Source organism: Ochrobactrum sp. EDr1-4 (assembly GCF_049199085.1).
Taxonomy (GTDB): Bacteria; Pseudomonadota; Alphaproteobacteria; order Rhizobiales; family Rhizobiaceae; genus Brucella.
Genome location: NZ_JBLZOF010000003.1, coordinates 477866 through 495749 on the forward strand (window position 1 = coordinate 477866; position 17884 = coordinate 495749).

A 17884-nucleotide genomic window follows, 5' to 3' on the forward strand; every position below is an offset into this window, starting at 1 on the left:
CTATTCGGCAGGCACCACCGGTGGAAACTGGTTTGTCAGCGCCTTGACGATCTTAGCGAAACCGATCCCTTTGGAGGATTTCACCATGACAACATCACCGGGGCGGACTGCTTTCATCACCAATGGCAATAATTCCTCGGTGCTCTGCCTGTATTCGACGTGAATTTCAACCGGCAAGGCGTTTTTCAGCACCGACATTTCACGGCCACCGATATAAAGTACGTTCACTTCCGCATCGACAATCGGGCGCGCAAGGTCAGCATGAAGCTTGCCGGACTGACGGCCCAGCTCCAGCATATCGCCCAAAATTGCGATGCGGCGACCGCGTGGACCTTCCGGCGGCGTTGCCTGCAAAAGTGAAAGCGATGCGCGCATCGACGTTGGATTGGCGTTATAGCTTTCATCAATCAGTGTGAAAGAACCACCGTCCGGGTGTTCCAGCACATGGCGCGCGCCGCGCCCACCTTCAGCGGTCAACGTTGCCATAGCAATGGCAACCTTTGCCGTATCAGCGCCGACAAGATGGGCAGCACCCAGAACGGCAAGCATGTTCTGCACAATATGGCGTCCCGGCATGCCGACTTTGACGACAGCTTCTTCATTGCCTATTTTAACGGTCATGCATGAACAGGTCGGATGCATTTTGACTTCACGCAGACGATAGTCCGAACGCGCATTTTCACCAAACGTAACAATATGCTCAACGCCTGCCTTTTCAGCCAGCTCTTCAAGCTGTTTGAAGCGCTTGTCGTCGCGATTAAGCAGCGCATAACCGCCCGGCACAACGCCTTCAAAAATCTCAGCTTTTGCTACTGCGATTTCTTCAAGATTTGCAAAATGGCCAAGATGCGCAGGCGCGATCAACGTAATCAGCGCCACATGCGGACGCACCATCTTCACCAGCGGACGAATTTCGTCATGATGATTCATGCCGATTTCAAACACACCGTAATCGGTATCGGCTGGCATACGCGCAAGCGTCAGCGGCACGCCCCAATGATTGTTGAATGAGGCAACCGACGCATGAACTTTGCCACTATCGGCAAGCACATGACGCAGTGCTTCCTTAGTTGTCGTCTTACCGACTGAGCCTGTGACAGCAATAATCTGCGCTTTGGAGCGTTCACGCGAGGCAAGCCCAAGCTTGGTCAAAGATTCAAGTACGTCTTCCACGACGATCATCGGGACTTTGAGATGACCAAGCGCCGGAAGGCGGGATTCGTTTACCACGAGAAGACCTGCACCAGCGGCCATGGCAGCCGTTGCAAAATCATGCCCGTCAAACAAATCGCCCTTGATCGCGAAGAAAGCTTCGCCTTCTTTCAACGTGCGGCTATCGATGGAAATTCCGGTGATCCCCGCAGGCAACGTACCAAAAGGCCGGCCTTCCATGGCCTCCACCATATCGGCAGATGTCCAAAGCCAGTCACTCATCCCTTATGCTCCTCAAGGCGCGCGCCAAGTGCTGCCGCCACTTCCGTATGATCAGAGAATGGCAACGTAATATTGCCAACGATCTGACCTTCTTCATGTCCCTTGCCCGCAACAACCAGTGTGTCGCCAGGCATCATCATCGAAACTGCTGTGAAAATCGCCTCGCGACGGTCACCGATTTCGGTCGCTCCCGGAGCCGCGGCCATAATTTCCGAGCGAATTTGCGCCGGTACTTCTGAACGTGGGTTGTCGTCGGTAACAATTGCCACATCAGCAAGACGCGCTGCGATTTCGCCCATGATCGGGCGCTTGCCCTTGTCACGGTCGCCGCCGCAACCAAACACCACGATCACGCGGCCAGTTGTAAACGGGCGCACAGACGTCAGCACATTTTCAAGCGCTTCTGGCTTATGGGCATAATCCACATAGGCGGGTGCACCCTCTTCAGTCGCACCAACGAGATCAAGACGCCCCGGCGCACCTTTGAGGCGTTCAAGTGCACGCATTGCAGCCGCAGCCGGAACGCCGGTCACCATTGCAAGGCCAGCCGACACCAGCGCATTCGCAACCTGAAAATCACCAGCCAGTGGCAGTTCAATTTCAAAGATTTCGTCAGCGATACGCACTTCCACATGCTGGCGGAAACGCTCATGTTCAACGCGCTTAATGGTGATGAAATCACCCTTACGGCCAACAGTCTTTACATCGCAGCCAGCGGCCTTCGCAGCTTCAATAGCCTGCGGAGAAAACTGATCATCCGCAAAAATAATCGCAGGCGAGCCTTTTGGCAAAAGCGTATCAAACAGGCGCATCTTGGCATGCAGATATTCTTCAATCGTGGCGTGATAATCCATGTGATCGCGACCAAGATTGGTGAAGGCGCCAGCGGCAAGCTTCACACCGTCAAGGCGACGCTGGTCAAGACCATGCGACGAAGCTTCCATCGCAGCATGGGTCACACCTTCATCGGCAAGCTCGGCCAGAAGGCGCTGCAACTCAACCGGATCAGGCGTGGTCAGCGAATTATAATCGCTACGCGTTGGCGAGAAAACGCCAGTGGTCCCAATGTTGGCGGCAGGAAAACCAGCATATGCCCAAATCTGACGCGTAAATGAAGCGACCGACGTTTTGCCGCTTGTACCTGTGACTGCAACCATAACTTCCGGCTGCTTGCCATAAAATTGAGCGCTAGCTACCGCGAGCGCATGGCGGGGATCGTCTACATGAAGGACAGGCACGTCGAGATTTTCGAGAACGGCACTCTTGCCTGCGATAACTGCAACTGCACCACGTTTGACCGCATCAATCGCATAGGCTGAGCCATCCGCCTTAACGCCTTTCAGAGCTGCAAACAGAAAGCCCGGCTCCACTTTGCGGGAATCCGATGTAACGCCAGTAATTTCGAAATCACCTGCGGAACCGGAGGTAAGATCCTTAAAAAGTGCGATGTCTTTCAACTTCATGGTCATACCAATTCCAGATAAAGGGACGTATCACGCGTTACAGGCAATTACACAAATCAGTCATTTGCAGAATCAACAGAAGCGATCTCCGACTCTGCTGGCGCAAATTCCTGTTTAAAATCGGGCTTAACCCCTAAAAAAGTGGCTGAGCGGCGAATAATATCAGCAACCATCGGTGCAGCATTCAGACCAGCGGTCGCGCTGTACTTACCTTCTTCAGGCTTTGGCTCGTCAATAATGGTCAAAACCACATAGGTTGGATCATCCATCGGGAACGATGCAAGGAAGGCATTAAAGCGCACATCTTTCGAATAGCGGCCATGAACGACCTTTTCCGCCGTGCCGGTTTTTCCGCCGACGCGATAGCCCTGAACCGTTGCGCGCTTACCCGAACCACCCTGTGCAGTCGCATTCAGACGATAGAGATAACGCATATCGGCAGAGACTTGGGGATGGATAACCTGCTGGGCGACTTGATCGGCCTGAGCCTGTGTACGCGCCAGGAAAGTTGGCTCAATCAGCTTGCCGCCATTCATAAGCGCCGCCGCACCAACCGCCGTCTGCAATGGCGTGGTCATCATGCCGTGACCAAACGAAATGGTCATCGAATGAACTTTCTTCCAAACGCGCGGCTCAACCGGGCGCGCAACTTCTGGAAGCTCTGTCTGCATACGATCCAGAAGACCAAGCTTTTTCAAGAACGCGCGATGCCCTTCAATACCAACCACATTGGCTTCGTGACCCGAACCAATATTGGATGAGAAGATGAAAACTTCCGGCAGCGTCAACACACGGCCCTTACCGTGGAAGTCGCGGATGGTCTGACGACCAATAACCAGCGGACGCGAGGCATCGATCTTCGAGTTCAGCGTAAACTTGCCAGAGTCGAGCGCCATCGCCGTGGTGAAGCTCTTAATCGTCGAACCCATTTCATAGGTGCCCGCCGACATACGGTTAAGGCGATCCTTATCCAGCGCATTCACTGGATTGTTCGGATCGAAATCCGGCACGGACGCCATAGCAATAACTTCACCGGTCTTCACGTTGAGAACAACAGCACCCGCAGCAATAGCGCGGTAGCGTTCGACCGCTTTGACGAGTACGTCGCGCATAATGTGCTGAACACGAATGTCAATCGACAGCTTGATTGGTTCAAGTGATTGCGCGGTGGCCATGCCAGCCGCTCGCAAGTCGCTTAAGCCCTGACTGTCGACATATTTCTCCATACCGGCAATGCCCTGATTGTCGACATTGACGAGACCAAGAATATGCGACGCGGTCGGACCACCCGGGTAGAAGCGGCGCTTTTCGGTACGGAAACCAATACCGGGCACGCCAAGCGCCATGATCTGGCTCTGCTGACGTGGTGTGAGGCCACGCTTAATCCATACGAACCCTGCGCCACCCTTCAAGCGACGATAAGTGGCTTCCCAATCAAGATCAGGAATAACAGTTGAAAGCAGTTCAATGGTTTCGTCAGGATCAACGATTTTGCGCGGTTCGGCAAACAGCGACGCGGTCTTAATATCGGTCGCGAGTATCTCGCCGTTACGGTCCAGAATATCGGGACGCGATGCAAGCTGATGCACAGCAGGACCGTTGGAGTCATCGTCTTCACCACCAATGACGCCGAAATAGACGAGCTTTCCACCGATAACGCCATAAATGCCGACGAAACAGACAATGGCCATCCACAAACGATTGCGCGCACGATTACCGTGTTTTTTGCGCGAACCCACAAACGCCATGTTGCCGGCCAGCTTTTCATTGCCAGCCGGCGTGTTGCCGTCATCAATCGTATTTTTGTTCTTCATGGAAAATCCGAGCTTCAGCCGCATGATCAGTGCCTCGCTCCATTCTTTTTAACGCTTCCGGTGGTCGTTGCGTCTGGTTCCAGAACGCCGCTCGCGACCAGCTCGTCGCTGCCGGAAATCAATTTCTGAATATCATCAAGCTGGCGCTCAGGAATATCTTCGACACCCATAGCCAGCTGCTGCGCCTCAATCGGCTCAAGCTTCAACTCTTCCGAGTAAACCCCAACGAGGCTCTGCAAACGTCCCGGCTGGTTCATCAATGCCCAGTCTGCGCGCAGAAGCGTAATCGTGTCCTTCTCAGAATTGATCTGGCGTTGAAGTTTAGCAATAACCGAGATCTGCCTCTCCGCATCATATTTGATGGTATAGGTGATCGTTGCTGCTACCAGCATTGCCGCAATCATGATGAGTTCAAAAGTACGCAGCACTCGTTCAACTCCGGGCCAGTTCGTGCGTTTCAGGCAGCTTAGGCAACCCAAAAAGCGTCAAATCATCTTCAAGAGGCGGATTTTCAGTTCGCACACCTGCACGTAATTTTGCGGAGCGCGAGCGAGGATTGCGCTCTTCTTCTTCTGCCGTTGGGCCGACAGCGCCCTTCACTGCAGGCGTAAAGCTTGGCAGCCGCACATGCGTTTCCGGCAAATGCCGCGATCCAGCACTGCCGCCGGAACGATCTGCAAAATAGCGCTTAACCATACGATCTTCGAGCGAATGGAATGTCACAACAACAAGACGCCCGCCGGGCTTCAAAACGCGCTCGGCAGCAAGCAATGCGCGCGCAAGTTCGCCCAATTCGTCATTCACATATATGCGTAACGCCTGAAATACACGCGTTGCAGGATGAATTGGCACCTTTGGATTTCGTCCGACCAGCGCTTCAATCGCATTGGCGAGATCGAGCGTACGCGTGAAAGGCTGTGCTTCGCGGCGCTTTTCGATCATCCGCGCAATGCGGCCTGCATTACGTTCTTCACCCAGAAAATTAAAAATGCGCGCAAGGTCGCCCATCTTAAGACGATTCACGACGTCAGCAGCACTCGGCCCCTTACGCGACATGCGCATATCAAGCGGACCATCTTTCTGGAAAGAGAAACCGCGCTCGGCTTCATCAATCTGCATCGAAGAAACGCCGATATCGAGAACAACGCCATCAACCGTGGCACCCGCTCCCAATACCTGTTCAACCGCTTGATCCAGCACCGAGAAACGGCTCTCAACAAGATCAAGCCTGCCGTCAAACTCTTTCACCATAACCTGCCCTGCGGCAATCGCAGTTGGGTCACGATCAATAGCAATCACATTCGCGCTCTGCTCAAGAATGCAACGCGTATAGCCGCCAGCACCAAAGGTGCCATCGACAATTACTTTGCCGGTTTCGGGTTTCAGAGCGTCAATCACTTCGGAGATAAGCACCGGAACGTGACGGACCTGAGCCCCTTCGGCTTGAGATTGGTCTCCGCCGAGGCTAGCCATCATCACGGTCCTTTCTCGGGACCACGTCCCGCTATCCTGTGTTTTACGCATCATTCCGGCCAATTTCAGACGGGTGTCGATTTGGCGGATTCGTTCAAACAGTTATCGGATATTAAGCTTAATGAACCGTTATCCTTTGACGGCGACCTTCATAAATCCGTCTTGTGTGAAAAGTTTTCCCCGCAATAAATTGAAGCACTTTTGTTTGCTCTTATCCTCGCCGCATCAGAGCAGGTTTAGCCGACAATGCATTCATCCAATATCCGGCATGCACGATCACATAGTTATGAAGAGCGCACTTCCCACCACCGTTGACGAAATCACCACACAGGATTATTAACTGCAAATAATTTGCAATTGCATTTTGGAAGCTTAAAGCATGGCATTTAAGATGGCCCAAGAGGATACGACGACGCCCGCAGCAGCCCAAGACGTTACTTTTGAAGGTTGGCGTCGGGATCGCGGCGAAGCTTCGATGTCAGATGTTCATCGCTCGATACGGGTCAGTCGCTCCGGTTCAAAACTCCGCCGCGCCATGGCTTTCTTCGGCCCCGGCTATTTGGTTGCAGTCGGCTATATGGACCCCGGCAACTGGGCAACATCGCTTGCGGGCGGCTCGCGCTTTGGCTATGTGCTGCTGTCGGTCGTGCTGATTTCAAATCTCATGGCTGTTCTTTTGCAAGCGCTCTGCACCCGACTGGCAGTTGCGACAGGACGTGATCTTGCTCAAGCCTGCCGCGATGCCTATCCGCGTTTTCTTGCTTGGCCTTTATGGTTGCTCGCAGAACTTGCCATCTGTGCCACCGATCTTGCTGAAGTCATCGGCACAGCCATTGGTCTCAATTTGCTGTTTGGCATTCCGCTCGAAATCGGCGTCATTCTAACTGCCGCCGATGTGCTTTTGGTTCTTTATCTCCAAAACAAAGGCTTTCGTCGTGTTGAAGCGCTTATCATTGCGCTGCTGGCTGTCATTGCTATCTGCTTTCTGATCCAGATTTTGATGGCGGACCCAAATTGGGGCGACGTTATCCGTGGCTTTGCACCCACCACTGAAATCCTGCGCAATCCAGATATGCTATATATTGCACTGGGCATCATTGGTGCGACGGTCATGCCGCATAATCTCTATCTGCATTCGGGCATCATCCAGACCCGCGACTATGGCCAAACAATACCGGAAAAGCGCGAGGCAATCCGCTATGCCACGCTTGATTCCACCATCGCTCTGACATTTGCACTGCTGGTCAATGCTTCAATCCTGATCCTCGCCGCCGCAAGTTTCCACGCGACCGGCAATACAGGCGTCGAAGATCTCGACAAGGCTCATTCCCTGCTCAATCCACTGCTTGGCTCAGCGTTGGCACCAACGCTCTTCGCAATAGCTTTGCTGTGTTGCGGTCTTAATTCTACGATTACAGCGACTATGGCTGGTCAGATCGTGATGGAAGGCTTCATCGACATCAAACTGAAGCCATGGCTTCGTCGCGCTATCACACGCTTTGTCGCGATTGTTCCGGCTGCCATCGTTACAATCATGTATGGATCACAGGGAACCAGCGAGCTTCTGATCTTGTCTCAGGTGGTACTTAGCCTGCAATTGCCGTTCGCCGTCATTCCGCTTGTGATGTTCACGGCAGAAAAGAAAAAGATGGGCGCGCTGGTGGCACCGCGCTGGGTGACAGTCCTTGCTGCAATTACCGCCGCGATCATCGTCGTTCTGAACATGAAGCTCATCTACGACTTCTTCACTGGTGTACCGATCTAAAGCGCGTTTCGATCTGATTAAGTCAGATCGGCGCTCTCAATAGTTATCTTAACGCGCATCCTTTCCGAAAACCGGTTCCCACTTTTCGGGATGCGCTAAACAGATAAAGTGTCAGTCGGTCTATAAGCCGGGTTTTGTATGGCCGGACTTGCGTCCAACGTGGCAGCCATTCATCTGGGACGGATGTCGCCACCCGCCTCTTGCAACCCACCCGGACGACTGATCCGGAAACTGATTGCCGGTCCTTGCGAACCGGCGCGCCGTCCCTATTCGGTTTTGCTCCCAATGGGGTTTACCGTGCCGCCTGTGTTGCCACCGGCGCGGTGGGCTCTTACCCCACCCTTTCACCCTTACCCCGTCATCCCTGCCGCTTAGACAAGCGGTACGGAAGACGGGGCGGTTTACTTTCTGTGGCACTATCCCTAGGGTCGCCCCCGCCGGGCGTTACCCGGCATCGTATTTCCATGGAGCCCGGACTTTCCTCACCTGCCGTCTTTCGACATATGACAAGCGCGGCTGCCCGACCGACTGACGGCGCGTATATAGCATGATCGGACAAAGTGGGAACCGTGTTTCGAAAAAATCTCCACACAACAAAAAAGCCGGCAGCGAACACGCTACCGGCTTATCAATCACATCATCGGCCTGAAACTCTACGCGACCGATAACATGAATTCAGATGTTACAGACCAGCCATATAAGACTTAACCGAGCTGCAATATTTTGCAGATGTTGGGTTCATACGCTTTGCGCCATGACCGGCATTATACTTGAGGATCGTGCCGCAAGTGCTGCCGCCACCAAGCTTCTGGGCTTGTGCAAGATATTTCATGCCAAACTGAATATTGGTCGAAGGCTCATAAAGACCTTTTGCCGAACCCGTGTAGCCAAGACCGCGAGCGGTCGAGAGCTTGATCTGCATGAGACCAATTTCACCCGCTGCACCGCGCACATTTGGCTGAAAGTTGCTCTCATGACGAACAACAGCATGCGCCAGCGAAGATGGAACGCCATAGGTTGATGCGTAACGATTGATGATCTGCGAGTAAGCCTTACCGCCAACCTGTGCAGTCTTTGATGCGTCTGCACGAGCCTTGGAACGCTTTGCGCTCTTTGCAGCGGGCGCTGCGCGCTTGGTGATAACAGAGGCCTTCTTAGCCGTCTGCTTCGTTTCTGTGCGGGCGGAACGCGAAGCCTTTTCTGACTTGTTGGCTTCCACAGCCTTGTTCTGTGCACGGGCTTTCAGAAGGTCTGCGAGATTGGTTGGCTCGTTTACCGGCGCACTCATTGCAGAATTTAGACCAAAAGAACTCATGGCGCCAATGAGGGCGCAAACAACTACAAATTTTGACTTCATAACCTACCGTCTTGGATCGTTTTTATGGGGCTTTGCTGGTCTTGGGGGCAGCATTGCCGTTTTATTTATGGTCCCGCTCAACAAGCATTTCACACGCTCATCACCGCCGGGAATGGCAGATCATGTGATGGGGAAATGCAGCCGAAGATTGGTAGGGGAAGTAAAATAGTCTTACAGGTTGTAATAAACGCTGTCACATTTCGTGATGCGCGCATGAGTGGAAAAAGATCAGCAATCAGCACGACTTCCGGTCTAATTTAATGAAATTGCTACAGAAATATGAAATATTGGTCGTGGAACACCCTAAAAAATAGCGATGCTCACGCGGTAACATTTTGCAGCGAAAAAATAAGCCTGTAGAGGGTATCTATAGTAGATACATCGGCTACACCATCCACATTTTGTGTCCGAAAATGCCGCTGAAAGGCCTTAATCACGATCTCAGTGGCCTCATCGAACGCACCATTGATCTCAATTTTGTATCCGTAAAGCGCAAGCATCGATTGCAAAGCCTCGACTGGCTGGCCTTGTTCGCCGCGTGCGAGAAAACGACCGCCGCGTATCGGCGTTGGCTCAATGTAATGGCCAATGCCTGCCTCATGCAGTTGCTTCCATGGGAAGTTGTGCCCCGGATCGGTCTTGCGCTCTGGTGCTATGTCTGAATGCGCAAGCACGTTTTCGGGACGGATTTCGTAGCGCGAACAAATGCTGCGGCACAATTCGATAACCGCCGCGATTTGCTGTTCAGCGAATGGTGGATAGTTTTCCAGATTGCCTGGATTGACGATCTCAATGCCGATAGAAGCCGAATTAATATCGGTCTCGCCTTTCCAAAAGCTATTACCCGCATGCCATGCGCGCGCCTTTTCAGACACCATCTGCACAACACGTCCATCTTCATGAACCAAATAATGTGCCGAGACTTCCCGTTCAGGAGACTTGAGAACCTCAAGTGCCTCCTCTGCTGTCTCCAACCCCGTATAGTGCAGGATCAGATAAGTCGGCGTTTTGCCATCCTTGCGAATACCGAAGTTCGGCGAGGCATCAATAGTAGCGGTCGGATAATCCGGCTTCTCCAACGCGAGCGCTGCTAAGTCATCTGACGGTTTGATAACTGAACCACTCATGCGGCCTCCAGTTGTTTCACTACACTGGCCCAAGCGCTGTTGATCGCAGCGAGGCGCGCATTTGCAATATTAATGAATTCCAGCGGAAGCCCCTCCGCAACAAGTCTGTCCGGATGATGCTCTTTGACCAGCGCACGATATTTTTTGCGCGCTTCTTCAAATGAAACACCACGTTTCAGTCCAAGAATGGCAAAGGGATCGCCCTCGCCGCGACTGACATGCCGCAAAGCGATGCGGTCAAAGCCTTCTTCGTCATAGCCAAAAATTTCGGCAACATTCGACAGGAACGCCATTTCCTTTTCATGCACATAGCCATCTGCGGTCGCTATATGGAACAGCCCATCGAGAATATCTTCTAACAGGTGACAATTCTCATCGCCTTCGCGACAAAGCCCCGCAAGCTGACGTGCATAGCTCTCATAACCGGCGACATCCTGCTGTGCGAGATTATAGAGGCGCACAACGTGCGCATGCTCTTCTTCTGGTACGGAGAAAATCCTTTGGAACGCGCGAAACTCGTCCTGTGTCACAACACCATCTGCTTTAGCCATTTTGGCGGAAAGCGCGATCATGGCGATGGAAAATGCAACACGTCTGCGCGTGTCTGCATCGCCTTCGAAAACTGTTCGCACAGCTTCAATCACGCTAGAAATAGCGCTGAGCGTTATAGAGGTGAAGAAATCACCGATTTGAACCCAGATCGACATGAATCGTTTCTATAGAATTACGTAAAGGCTGGAAACATCAACACGTAACAATCGACGAAAAAACAATAATTTAGCAATAAACAAAATAGTTATTGGGACTGACGTTCTGAAAAAGAACGCTGCGCGGAACTTGCAGCAGCTTCACCTGCAGCTTGAGCCTGTTGTTCGTTTTGCCCAACTGCTTTGGCTGCGGCTTCTGCATTGCTGCGGGCACGTTGAACAGCTGCAGCCTGCTGTTCTGGTGTCATCACACCAGAATTATCTTCCAAGGCCTTAATCAGATTAGGGCCATCCTGCTCTTGCGCGGCTTGCGCAGGAGTGGAGGTTTCTTGCTCTGGCTGAGCGGATACTGCGTTCGTATCGTCACTACCCTTACCGCAAGCAGCAAGTGCAACAAGAACAACAGCGGAAATCAAAAACAAGAAATTACGGCTCATGACAAAAGCCATAACCGAAGAAAGACGACGTTTAAACTCCGAAAACGCGCTCATCTCATCTTTGTTTTCAACAATCGCAGAATTTGTCACCAGTTCTGCTCCTTTCGAGGCAAATAGCGGCCCGAAACCGGACCGCCATCTGAAACCAGCGAATGCCATGGGCATTCACGTAAACCTAACTGCAATTTAGTTTGCAGGTGGCGTACCTGTTGTACCCGGCGTCGAAGGCGCAGGGGTAGCAGGGGTCGTTGTCGTATTGTTAGAAGGCGCGGCTGGCGCTTCAGGCGCTGGTGCAGCCGGAGCATTGCTGGTGTCTTTTGAATTGTCGCTACAAGCTGCAAGACCTAAAAACGATACGGCAGCAACTGAAGCAATCAAAAACTTCTTCACGGTGGCTCTCCTTACCCTAAATTGAAGCGTTGCGGGGATATAGCCAACGCTTTCTGATTTATTGTGCGTGACCGGTTTAGCGGCCAATCACCTCGAAAAGACATTCGTCACATCACGCTTTTGTCCCCATAGCTATTTCCAAGCGATCTGTTTGACGACGCCAACATCACGTTAGAAAACGGCGAGCATGCGGAAAGGTTCTCTCAAATAGTCTTACGAGCGGTAACAAACCGCCATAATAACAAAGTGCTAACCATAACTTTCTGCGTCACGCGCCTGTTACCCGACAATGTTTAACTCAGCCAAACAAATCCGGATTCGCCAGTGATTTGGCGCTAAAAGAACGGGGAACATGGCATGAAAAAGCAAAGCGCCAACGATACGATCCTCAAGCGCGCGGTCACTCAAAACAACGCGCTCTCAAAAGACGGTGTTTCCGAAAGACTCTTTGCTTGGCTATTCAAAGGGCTGGTCTATCCGCAAATTTGGGAAGACCCAGAGGTCGACATGGCAGCGCTTGCCATTGAACCCGGCCATCGCATCGTGACAATAGCGTCAGGCGGTTGCAACGCGCTTTCTTATCTGACTGCTGATCCGGCTTCGGTCGAAGCGGTTGATCTGAACAGCGCCCACGTTGCATTCAACAGGCTTAAACTCGGCGCTTTAAAGCATTTGCCGGATTATGCGAGTTTCTACCGCTTCTATGGGAAAGCCGATGACAAGGCCAATCTTGCGGCCTATCAGCGCTTCATCCAACCACATCTCGACAGCGAAAGCCGGGCCTATTGGGAAAAGCGCAAATGGAGCGGCCGCCAGCGCATCTCGATTTTCTCCCGCGATCTATACCGCCATGGTCTGTTGGGCGTCTTCATTGGTATGGGCCATCGCGTTGCCCGTCTTTATGGAATTGATCCACGCGACATTCTAAAAGCGCGCACGATGGAAGAACAGCGCACGTTCTTCGACACAGCTCTGGCACCTTTATTTGAAAAGCGCATGGTGCGCTGGGCCACAGCGCGCAAGTCATCGCTTTTCGGCCTCGGCATTCCGCCACAGCAATATGATGCTTTAGCGACAGCCGGAAATGGCGATATGGCATTCGTTCTTCGCGCGCGACTTGAGAAACTCGCCTGTGCGTTCCCGCTGAATGAAAACTATTTCGCATGGCAGGCATTTGGCCGAGGATATAGTAACGACGATGAGACCGGCCCGCTGCCGCCCTACCTCTCGCGCGCTAACTTCGACACTGTGCGTGCACGCGTTGATCGCATGAGTGTTCGAAATGCGAATTACACGGAGTTTCTCGCCAAAAAGCCTGCTTCATCGGTGGATCGCTATATTCTTCTCGACGCTCAAGACTGGATGAATGACGCACAGCTCAACGCGCTCTGGAGCGAGATCACACGCACAGCAGCGCCCGGTGCACGCGTCATCTTCCGCACGGCAGCTGAGCCAAGTCTGTTGTCGGGCCGGGTTGATCCCTCAATACTCGACCATTGGGATTATCGCGCTGATCAATCTCGTGCTTTGCATGACCGCGACCGCTCTTCTATTTATGGCGGCTTTCACCTCTATGTTCTGAAAGACGCATAGTATGAGCGTTCATCAAAAACATAGCAGCGGCGTAGACCACGCCAGCCTGATGGACCGCGTTTATCGTCACCAAAGATATTTCTACGATGCGACGCGCAAATATTATCTTCTCGGGCGGGATACGATGATTGCTGGCCTGAACGTCCCTGAAGGCGGCAGCGTATTGGAAATCGGCTGCGGTACGGGACGCAATCTGGTCAAAACCGCAAAGACCTACCCTCGCGCGAAGCTCTACGGCATCGATATTTCAGCCGAGATGCTCGACACCGCTCATGCGGCTGCAAAGCGTGCCGGAATTGCGGAACGCACAAAACTCGAACGCGCCGATGCCACACATTTTGATCCCAGCTTACTTTTCAACGTAGGTAGCTTCGACCGCATATTCATTTCTTATGCCGTCTCAATGATCCCACAATGGCAATCGGTTATTGCTGAAAGCATTCGACACTTAAAGCCGGGCGGCGAAATGCATATTGTCGATTTTGGCAATCAACAAGGACTACCGCGCTGGTTCAAAAAAGCACTTTTCACATGGCTTAACTGGTTTCATGTGACGCCTCGCGAAAATCTTTTCACCGTTTCAGAGCAACTCGCAAAAGAACAAGTCGCTCATATGAAACAAAAAGTCTTGCATCGCGGCTTTGCATGGATCGCTATTATCTGCGCCAACACATAAACAGTGCGACACAATATATATTGAGCAAAGTTTTGCGGCCTCAGCGGGTGACGCAGACAACGGTATCGCGTAACCCTAATCAAGACTGATTCGCGACACCGGGACCATTGTATGAACGCTATCGCCAGCCGCTGCTTTCTTGCCCTCGGGGCGTGTCTTCTGTCCGCTTGTACGACAGTGGATTATGATTTCGCCGACGTTAAAAAGTCAGGCAATTCGATGCAGCAGATGGCGCGGCCATCCGGCGCGGTTAATGCGCCGCGCTTTGGTGATCGCAAGCCGTTCGAATGGACGGGTCGCACACCTTGGCATTATCCGATCCACGGCACCGATGTCTCCAAATATCAGGTGGATGTTGACTGGAACGCGGTGCGACGCAGCGGCATTTCCTTTGCCTTTATCAAAGCAACAGAGGGCGGCGACCGCTTCGACGATCGTTTCACTGAGCACTGGAATGGTGCAAAACAAGCTGGCATTCCGCGCAGCGCCTATCACTTCTATTATTTCTGTCGCCCTGCAATTGAGCAGGCGCGCTGGTATATCCAAAATGTACCGCGCGATCCAAACGCATTGCCACCCGTGCTCGACATGGAATGGAATGCACATTCGCCCTCGTGCAAGCTGAGGCCGAATGAAGTCGTCGTGCGCAAAGAAATGAAGATTTTCCTTGATGCCGTCGAAAAGCATTATGGCAAGCGCCCAATCATCTACACCACCGTCGACTTCTTCGATGAGAATAACCTAAACCAACTAAGCGGCTATCCGTTCTGGTTGCGCTCGACTGCCGGTCATCCGACTGAGAAATACGGCCCGCATCCCTGGACTTTCTGGCAATATACCGGAACCGGCACAATTCCCGGTATCAAGGGTGATGCGGACATCAATGTCTTCGCAGGCAGCGCGGGAGCATGGAAAAAGTGGCTGGAAAGCAACAAGGTCCGTTAACTGAGCAATAAACGGGAACTCACACTAAGTTTCGCTTCATTTCCATGACGTGATGAGGCAATAGCTTAAAAAACAAATGGGGACGTTATTTCCCTTTTAATTGTGAGTTCTCTCGATGAAACTTATCGCTTCAGTGATGGCTGCCGCTTTACTGGCATCAACTGCAATTTCCCCTGCTCTCGCTTCTCCAGCACCGACTGCTGCGACGGATACGGCAAATATGCCGAAGCCCGAATGCGAAATCGATTATGGTCAGTGGATGGACAATCTGACCAAAGAAGCGCGCGAAGCGGGCGTTGGCGAAAAGGGCATTGCTGAACTGCACAAGGCAACGCTCGAACAAAAGGTTCTGGATCGCGACCGCAAGCAGACTGTTTTCAACCTCACCTTCACCGAATTTTCCAAGCGCCTGATTTCGGAAGCACGCCTGAAGAATGGCCAGAACAATCTGGCCAAGCATGCAGATGTGTTCAAAAAAGTTGAAGAGACCTATGGCGTTCCCGGCCCGGTTCTCGCAGCCTTCTGGGGACTGGAAACAGATTACGGCGCTATTCAGGGCGATTTCGATACGCTGAACGCGCTTGTCACCCTTTCTTACGATTGCCGCCGCCCGGACCTGTTCCGTCCACAATTGATCGCGCTGCTTAAGCTTTTCGATACCGGCGTTGTCGATGCAGCAACAACCGGCGCTTGGGCTGGCGAAATCGGCATGATGCAGCTTCTGCCAAAGGACTATCTGGAACGCGGCGTTGATGGCGACGGCGATGGTAAGGTCGATCTGAAGAATAGCATCCCTGATGCGATGATGACCGCTGGCCGCATGATCTCCGAGCTTGGTTGGAAGCGCGGCGAGCCATGGCTTGAAGAAGTGCGCATCACGCAGGATCTGCCGTGGGAAGAATCCATCCGCACCAATCGCAAGCCGCATTCATGGTGGGCGCAGCACGGTGTAACGGGCCTCAATGGTCCACTCGGCCCCGATGATGGCGATGCATCGCTTCTGCTGCCATTGGGCCGCAAAGGTCCCGCGTTTCTTTCCTATGCAAACTTCGACATCTTCGTTGAATGGAACAAGTCGATTGTTTACGCAACGACCGCTGCCTATTTCGCGACCCGTCTTGCAGGTGCACCAGCCTTTAATGCTGGCAATCCTGATCAAGGCCTGACGCAGGAGCAGATGAAAGAACTCCAGACCAAGCTACAGGCGCGTGGCTATGAGATGGGTAAGATTGACGGCGTCTTCGGTGTTTTAACCCGCGATGCCGTTCGCACCGAGCAATTGCGTCTGGGTATGCCTGCCGATTCATGGGCAACGCCAGAACTTCTCGACAAGCTCTGATTATACTATCAAAAGGCGCGGACGGCCTCCGCGCCTTTTCAATTATTATAAGCTGATCCCCCACCATGCTTTCAACCCTGATTATCGTTTTGCCCGTCTTCGCCCTCATCTTTTCCGGTTGGGGTGCCTTCAAGCTGAACATATTAGGCCCGCATGCCATAGCAGAACTCAACCGTTTCGTTGTCTATCTCGCCCTGCCCGCTCTGCTGTTTGATATCATGGCCAACACCCATGGCAGCGATCTCTGGCAGCCGGGCTTTATCAGCGTCTTTCTACTCAGCAGCGCTATTGCCTTCGTACTTCCATTCCTTATTCGCCTTCGAGGCCAACTGTCGCTTGCTGACAATGCACTCGACGGTCTGAACGCCGCCTATCCGAATACCGGCTATATGGGCATCCCGCTTTCGATGATTGCATTCGGCTCAGGTGTCCTTGCTGCAACGACGATCTCGATCATCATCACGGTCTGCGTGACTTTTGCTTTTGCGATTGTGCTGATTGAAATTGGTCTGCAAACAGAGAAGAAGCCGCTGCGCCTTATCTGGAAAGTGGCGCGCTCGCTGGTGCGTAATCCGCTGCTCGTTGCCCCGTTTCTCGGCGCATTGATGCCTGTGACCGGCCTTACCATTCCCGCCCCTGCTGAAACATTTTTGAAAATGTTGGGCGGTGCTGCTTCACCTTGCGCATTGGTAGCGCTTGGACTGTTCCTCGCACAACCACGCAAGATTGAGCGCGAGAGCATCAACGCCATCGCCTTCCTCGTCTCGGTCAAACTCATTGTTATGCCATTGGCTACGTGGCTGCTTGCGGTTTACGTTTTCAATCTGCCAACACATCTTGCGCAAAGCGCTACATTGCTTGCAGCCCTTCCTGCCGGAACTGGTCCGTTCATGCTGGCAGAACATTACCGTCGCGAAGCTGCAATCACGTCGAATGTCATCCTCTATTCGACGGTTCTTTCGGTGCTGACTCTCTCGGCTTTCCTCGCCTTGATCCGCTAAAACAGCAAAAGCCACCCTCAAAATTGGCAGTTTCGTGGCTTTTTCATGAAATGTGAACAAATTTTTACAGGCAAAAATTTCAAAGACTTAGGTGGTAAACAGAAGGTTTTTTTCGCAATCACTGCATATTGCAGTAAGAAATCTTCTTTTGTTTAAACCGTTTTGCGCTTAGATTCAGGTTCTCTACCAGCGCGCATTCGACCAGTCATTGGCTCGTCGGGTGCATAGAAGGAGACAGACCGATGGGACTTACACGATCTTTGAACGTCCTCATGATCTGTGCAGCATTTGCATTTGTTGCAGCGTTGATAGCAGGCGTCATTCCCTGAATGAGGGATAGCCTAAGCCATTAGACGGCATCAG

16 protein-coding genes and 1 other RNA gene are annotated in these 17884 nt (G+C 52.5%); 6 read left to right on the forward strand and 11 right to left on the reverse strand.

Features of this window, described 5'->3' with window-relative positions; translation table 11 throughout:
- Genes ACOZHT_RS13365 through rsmH form a run of 5 tightly spaced genes read right to left on the reverse strand, consistent with a single transcriptional unit; the run spans position 1 to position 6187 of the window.
- Positions 1–1434: a UDP-N-acetylmuramoylalanyl-D-glutamyl-2,6-diaminopimelate--D-alanyl-D-alanine ligase gene (locus ACOZHT_RS13365; RefSeq protein ID WP_339511685.1), complete on the reverse strand. Its 1434-nt coding sequence runs from the start codon at positions 1432–1434 to the stop codon at positions 1–3.
- Positions 1431–2903, reverse strand: a complete 1473-nt coding sequence (locus tag ACOZHT_RS13370; protein ID WP_339511683.1) for a UDP-N-acetylmuramoyl-L-alanyl-D-glutamate--2,6-diaminopimelate ligase — start codon at positions 2901–2903, stop codon at positions 1431–1433. The genes ACOZHT_RS13365 and ACOZHT_RS13370 overlap by 4 nt, the downstream gene beginning before the upstream one ends.
- 50 nt (positions 2904–2953) lie before the next feature.
- Positions 2954–4735 (reverse strand): penicillin-binding protein 2, encoded by a 1782-nt coding sequence (locus tag ACOZHT_RS13375; RefSeq protein ID WP_339511681.1) that lies wholly within the window; start codon positions 4733–4735, stop codon positions 2954–2956.
- A 2-nt stretch (positions 4736–4737) separates the two neighbouring features.
- Positions 4738–5139, reverse strand: coding sequence for a cell division protein FtsL (gene ftsL / locus ACOZHT_RS13380; protein ID WP_310009820.1), 402 nt, complete (start codon positions 5137–5139; stop codon positions 4738–4740).
- A 4-nt stretch (positions 5140–5143) separates the two neighbouring features.
- Entirely contained in the window at positions 5144–6187 is a 1044-nt protein-coding gene (rsmH, locus tag ACOZHT_RS13385; RefSeq protein ID WP_339511678.1) for a 16S rRNA (cytosine(1402)-N(4))-methyltransferase RsmH, read from the reverse strand.
- A 388-nt stretch (positions 6188–6575) separates the two neighbouring features.
- On the opposite strand from rsmH, the gene ACOZHT_RS13390 reads away from it, so the two are divergent.
- Complete coding sequence (locus tag ACOZHT_RS13390) at positions 6576–7949, forward strand: Nramp family divalent metal transporter (protein WP_421565866.1); 1374 nt, start codon at positions 6576–6578, stop codon at positions 7947–7949.
- Positions 7950–8056: 107 nt separating this feature from the next.
- Here the strand turns inward: ACOZHT_RS13390 and rnpB are convergent.
- The 6 genes from rnpB to ACOZHT_RS13420 all read right to left on the reverse strand — a co-directional run bounded on the left by rnpB (position 8057) and on the right by ACOZHT_RS13420 (position 11967).
- Positions 8057–8481, reverse strand: an RNA gene (gene rnpB, locus ACOZHT_RS13395) — RNase P RNA component class A.
- A gap of 150 nt (positions 8482–8631) precedes the next feature.
- Positions 8632–9306 (reverse strand): lytic transglycosylase domain-containing protein, encoded by a 675-nt coding sequence (locus ACOZHT_RS13400; RefSeq protein ID WP_339511676.1) that lies wholly within the window; start codon positions 9304–9306, stop codon positions 8632–8634.
- A 320-nt stretch (positions 9307–9626) separates the two neighbouring features.
- Entirely contained in the window at positions 9627–10433 is an 807-nt protein-coding gene (locus tag ACOZHT_RS13405; protein ID WP_339511674.1) for an N-acetylmuramoyl-L-alanine amidase, read from the reverse strand.
- Entirely contained in the window at positions 10430–11140 is a 711-nt protein-coding gene (locus ACOZHT_RS13410) for a DnaJ family molecular chaperone (protein ID WP_339511672.1), read from the reverse strand. Before ACOZHT_RS13410 ends, ACOZHT_RS13405 begins: the two co-directional genes overlap by 4 nt.
- Before the next feature lie 89 nt (positions 11141–11229).
- A complete protein-coding gene (locus ACOZHT_RS13415; RefSeq protein ID WP_339511670.1) occupies positions 11230–11667 on the reverse strand; it encodes a hypothetical protein in 438 nt (145 codons plus the stop codon).
- 96 nt (positions 11668–11763) lie between these two features.
- A complete protein-coding gene (locus tag ACOZHT_RS13420) occupies positions 11764–11967 on the reverse strand; it encodes a hypothetical protein (RefSeq protein WP_339511668.1) in 204 nt (67 codons plus the stop codon).
- A 357-nt stretch (positions 11968–12324) separates the two neighbouring features.
- Here ACOZHT_RS13420 and ACOZHT_RS13425 point away from each other — a divergent pair, with 357 nt between their 5' ends.
- The 5 genes from ACOZHT_RS13425 (at position 12325) to ACOZHT_RS13445 (ending at position 17521) form a co-directional block, all read left to right on the forward strand.
- Positions 12325–13560, forward strand: a complete 1236-nt coding sequence (locus ACOZHT_RS13425; RefSeq protein ID WP_339511666.1) for a DUF3419 family protein — start codon at positions 12325–12327, stop codon at positions 13558–13560.
- A gap of 1 nt (position 13561) precedes the next feature.
- Positions 13562–14236, forward strand: coding sequence for a class I SAM-dependent methyltransferase (locus ACOZHT_RS13430; protein WP_339511665.1), 675 nt, complete (start codon positions 13562–13564; stop codon positions 14234–14236).
- A 111-nt stretch (positions 14237–14347) separates the two neighbouring features.
- Positions 14348–15181 carry a GH25 family lysozyme gene (locus ACOZHT_RS13435; protein WP_339511664.1) on the forward strand — a complete coding sequence of 278 codons (834 nt, stop codon included), beginning with the start codon at positions 14348–14350 and terminating at the stop codon, positions 15179–15181.
- 115 nt (positions 15182–15296) lie between these two features.
- Complete coding sequence (locus tag ACOZHT_RS13440) at positions 15297–16520, forward strand: lytic murein transglycosylase (protein ID WP_421565823.1); 1224 nt, start codon at positions 15297–15299, stop codon at positions 16518–16520.
- Between the two features lie 65 nt (positions 16521–16585).
- Entirely contained in the window at positions 16586–17521 is a 936-nt protein-coding gene (locus ACOZHT_RS13445; RefSeq protein ID WP_339511662.1) for an AEC family transporter, read from the forward strand.
- Positions 17522–17884: the final 363 nt, after the last annotated feature.

Bases quoted from the DNA above. Each gene is read 5' to 3' on its own strand.
- ACOZHT_RS13365 (WP_339511685.1), bottom strand. From the start codon at position 1,434: ATGAGTGACTGGCTTTGGACATCTGCCGATATGGTGGAGGCCATGGAA.
- ACOZHT_RS13370 (WP_339511683.1), bottom strand. From the start codon at position 2,903: ATGACCATGAAGTTGAAAGACATCGCACTTTTTAAGGATCTTACCTCC.
- ACOZHT_RS13375 (WP_339511681.1), bottom strand. From the start codon at position 4,735: ATGCGGCTGAAGCTCGGATTTTCCATGAAGAACAAAAATACGATTGAT.
- rsmH (WP_339511678.1), bottom strand. From the start codon at position 6,187: ATGATGGCTAGCCTCGGCGGAGACCAATCTCAAGCCGAAGGGGCTCAG.
- ACOZHT_RS13390 (WP_421565866.1), top strand. From the start codon at position 6,576: ATGGCCCAAGAGGATACGACGACGCCCGCAGCAGCCCAAGACGTTACT.
- ACOZHT_RS13400 (WP_339511676.1), bottom strand. From the start codon at position 9,306: ATGAAGTCAAAATTTGTAGTTGTTTGCGCCCTCATTGGCGCCATGAGT.
- ACOZHT_RS13405 (WP_339511674.1), bottom strand. From the start codon at position 10,433: ATGAGTGGTTCAGTTATCAAACCGTCAGATGACTTAGCAGCGCTCGCG.
- ACOZHT_RS13410 (WP_339511672.1), bottom strand. From the start codon at position 11,140: ATGTCGATCTGGGTTCAAATCGGTGATTTCTTCACCTCTATAACGCTC.
- ACOZHT_RS13425 (WP_339511666.1), top strand. From the start codon at position 12,325: ATGAAAAAGCAAAGCGCCAACGATACGATCCTCAAGCGCGCGGTCACT.
- ACOZHT_RS13430 (WP_339511665.1), top strand. From the start codon at position 13,562: ATGAGCGTTCATCAAAAACATAGCAGCGGCGTAGACCACGCCAGCCTG.
- ACOZHT_RS13435 (WP_339511664.1), top strand. From the start codon at position 14,348: ATGAACGCTATCGCCAGCCGCTGCTTTCTTGCCCTCGGGGCGTGTCTT.
- ACOZHT_RS13440 (WP_421565823.1), top strand. From the start codon at position 15,297: ATGAAACTTATCGCTTCAGTGATGGCTGCCGCTTTACTGGCATCAACT.
- ACOZHT_RS13445 (WP_339511662.1), top strand. From the start codon at position 16,586: ATGCTTTCAACCCTGATTATCGTTTTGCCCGTCTTCGCCCTCATCTTT.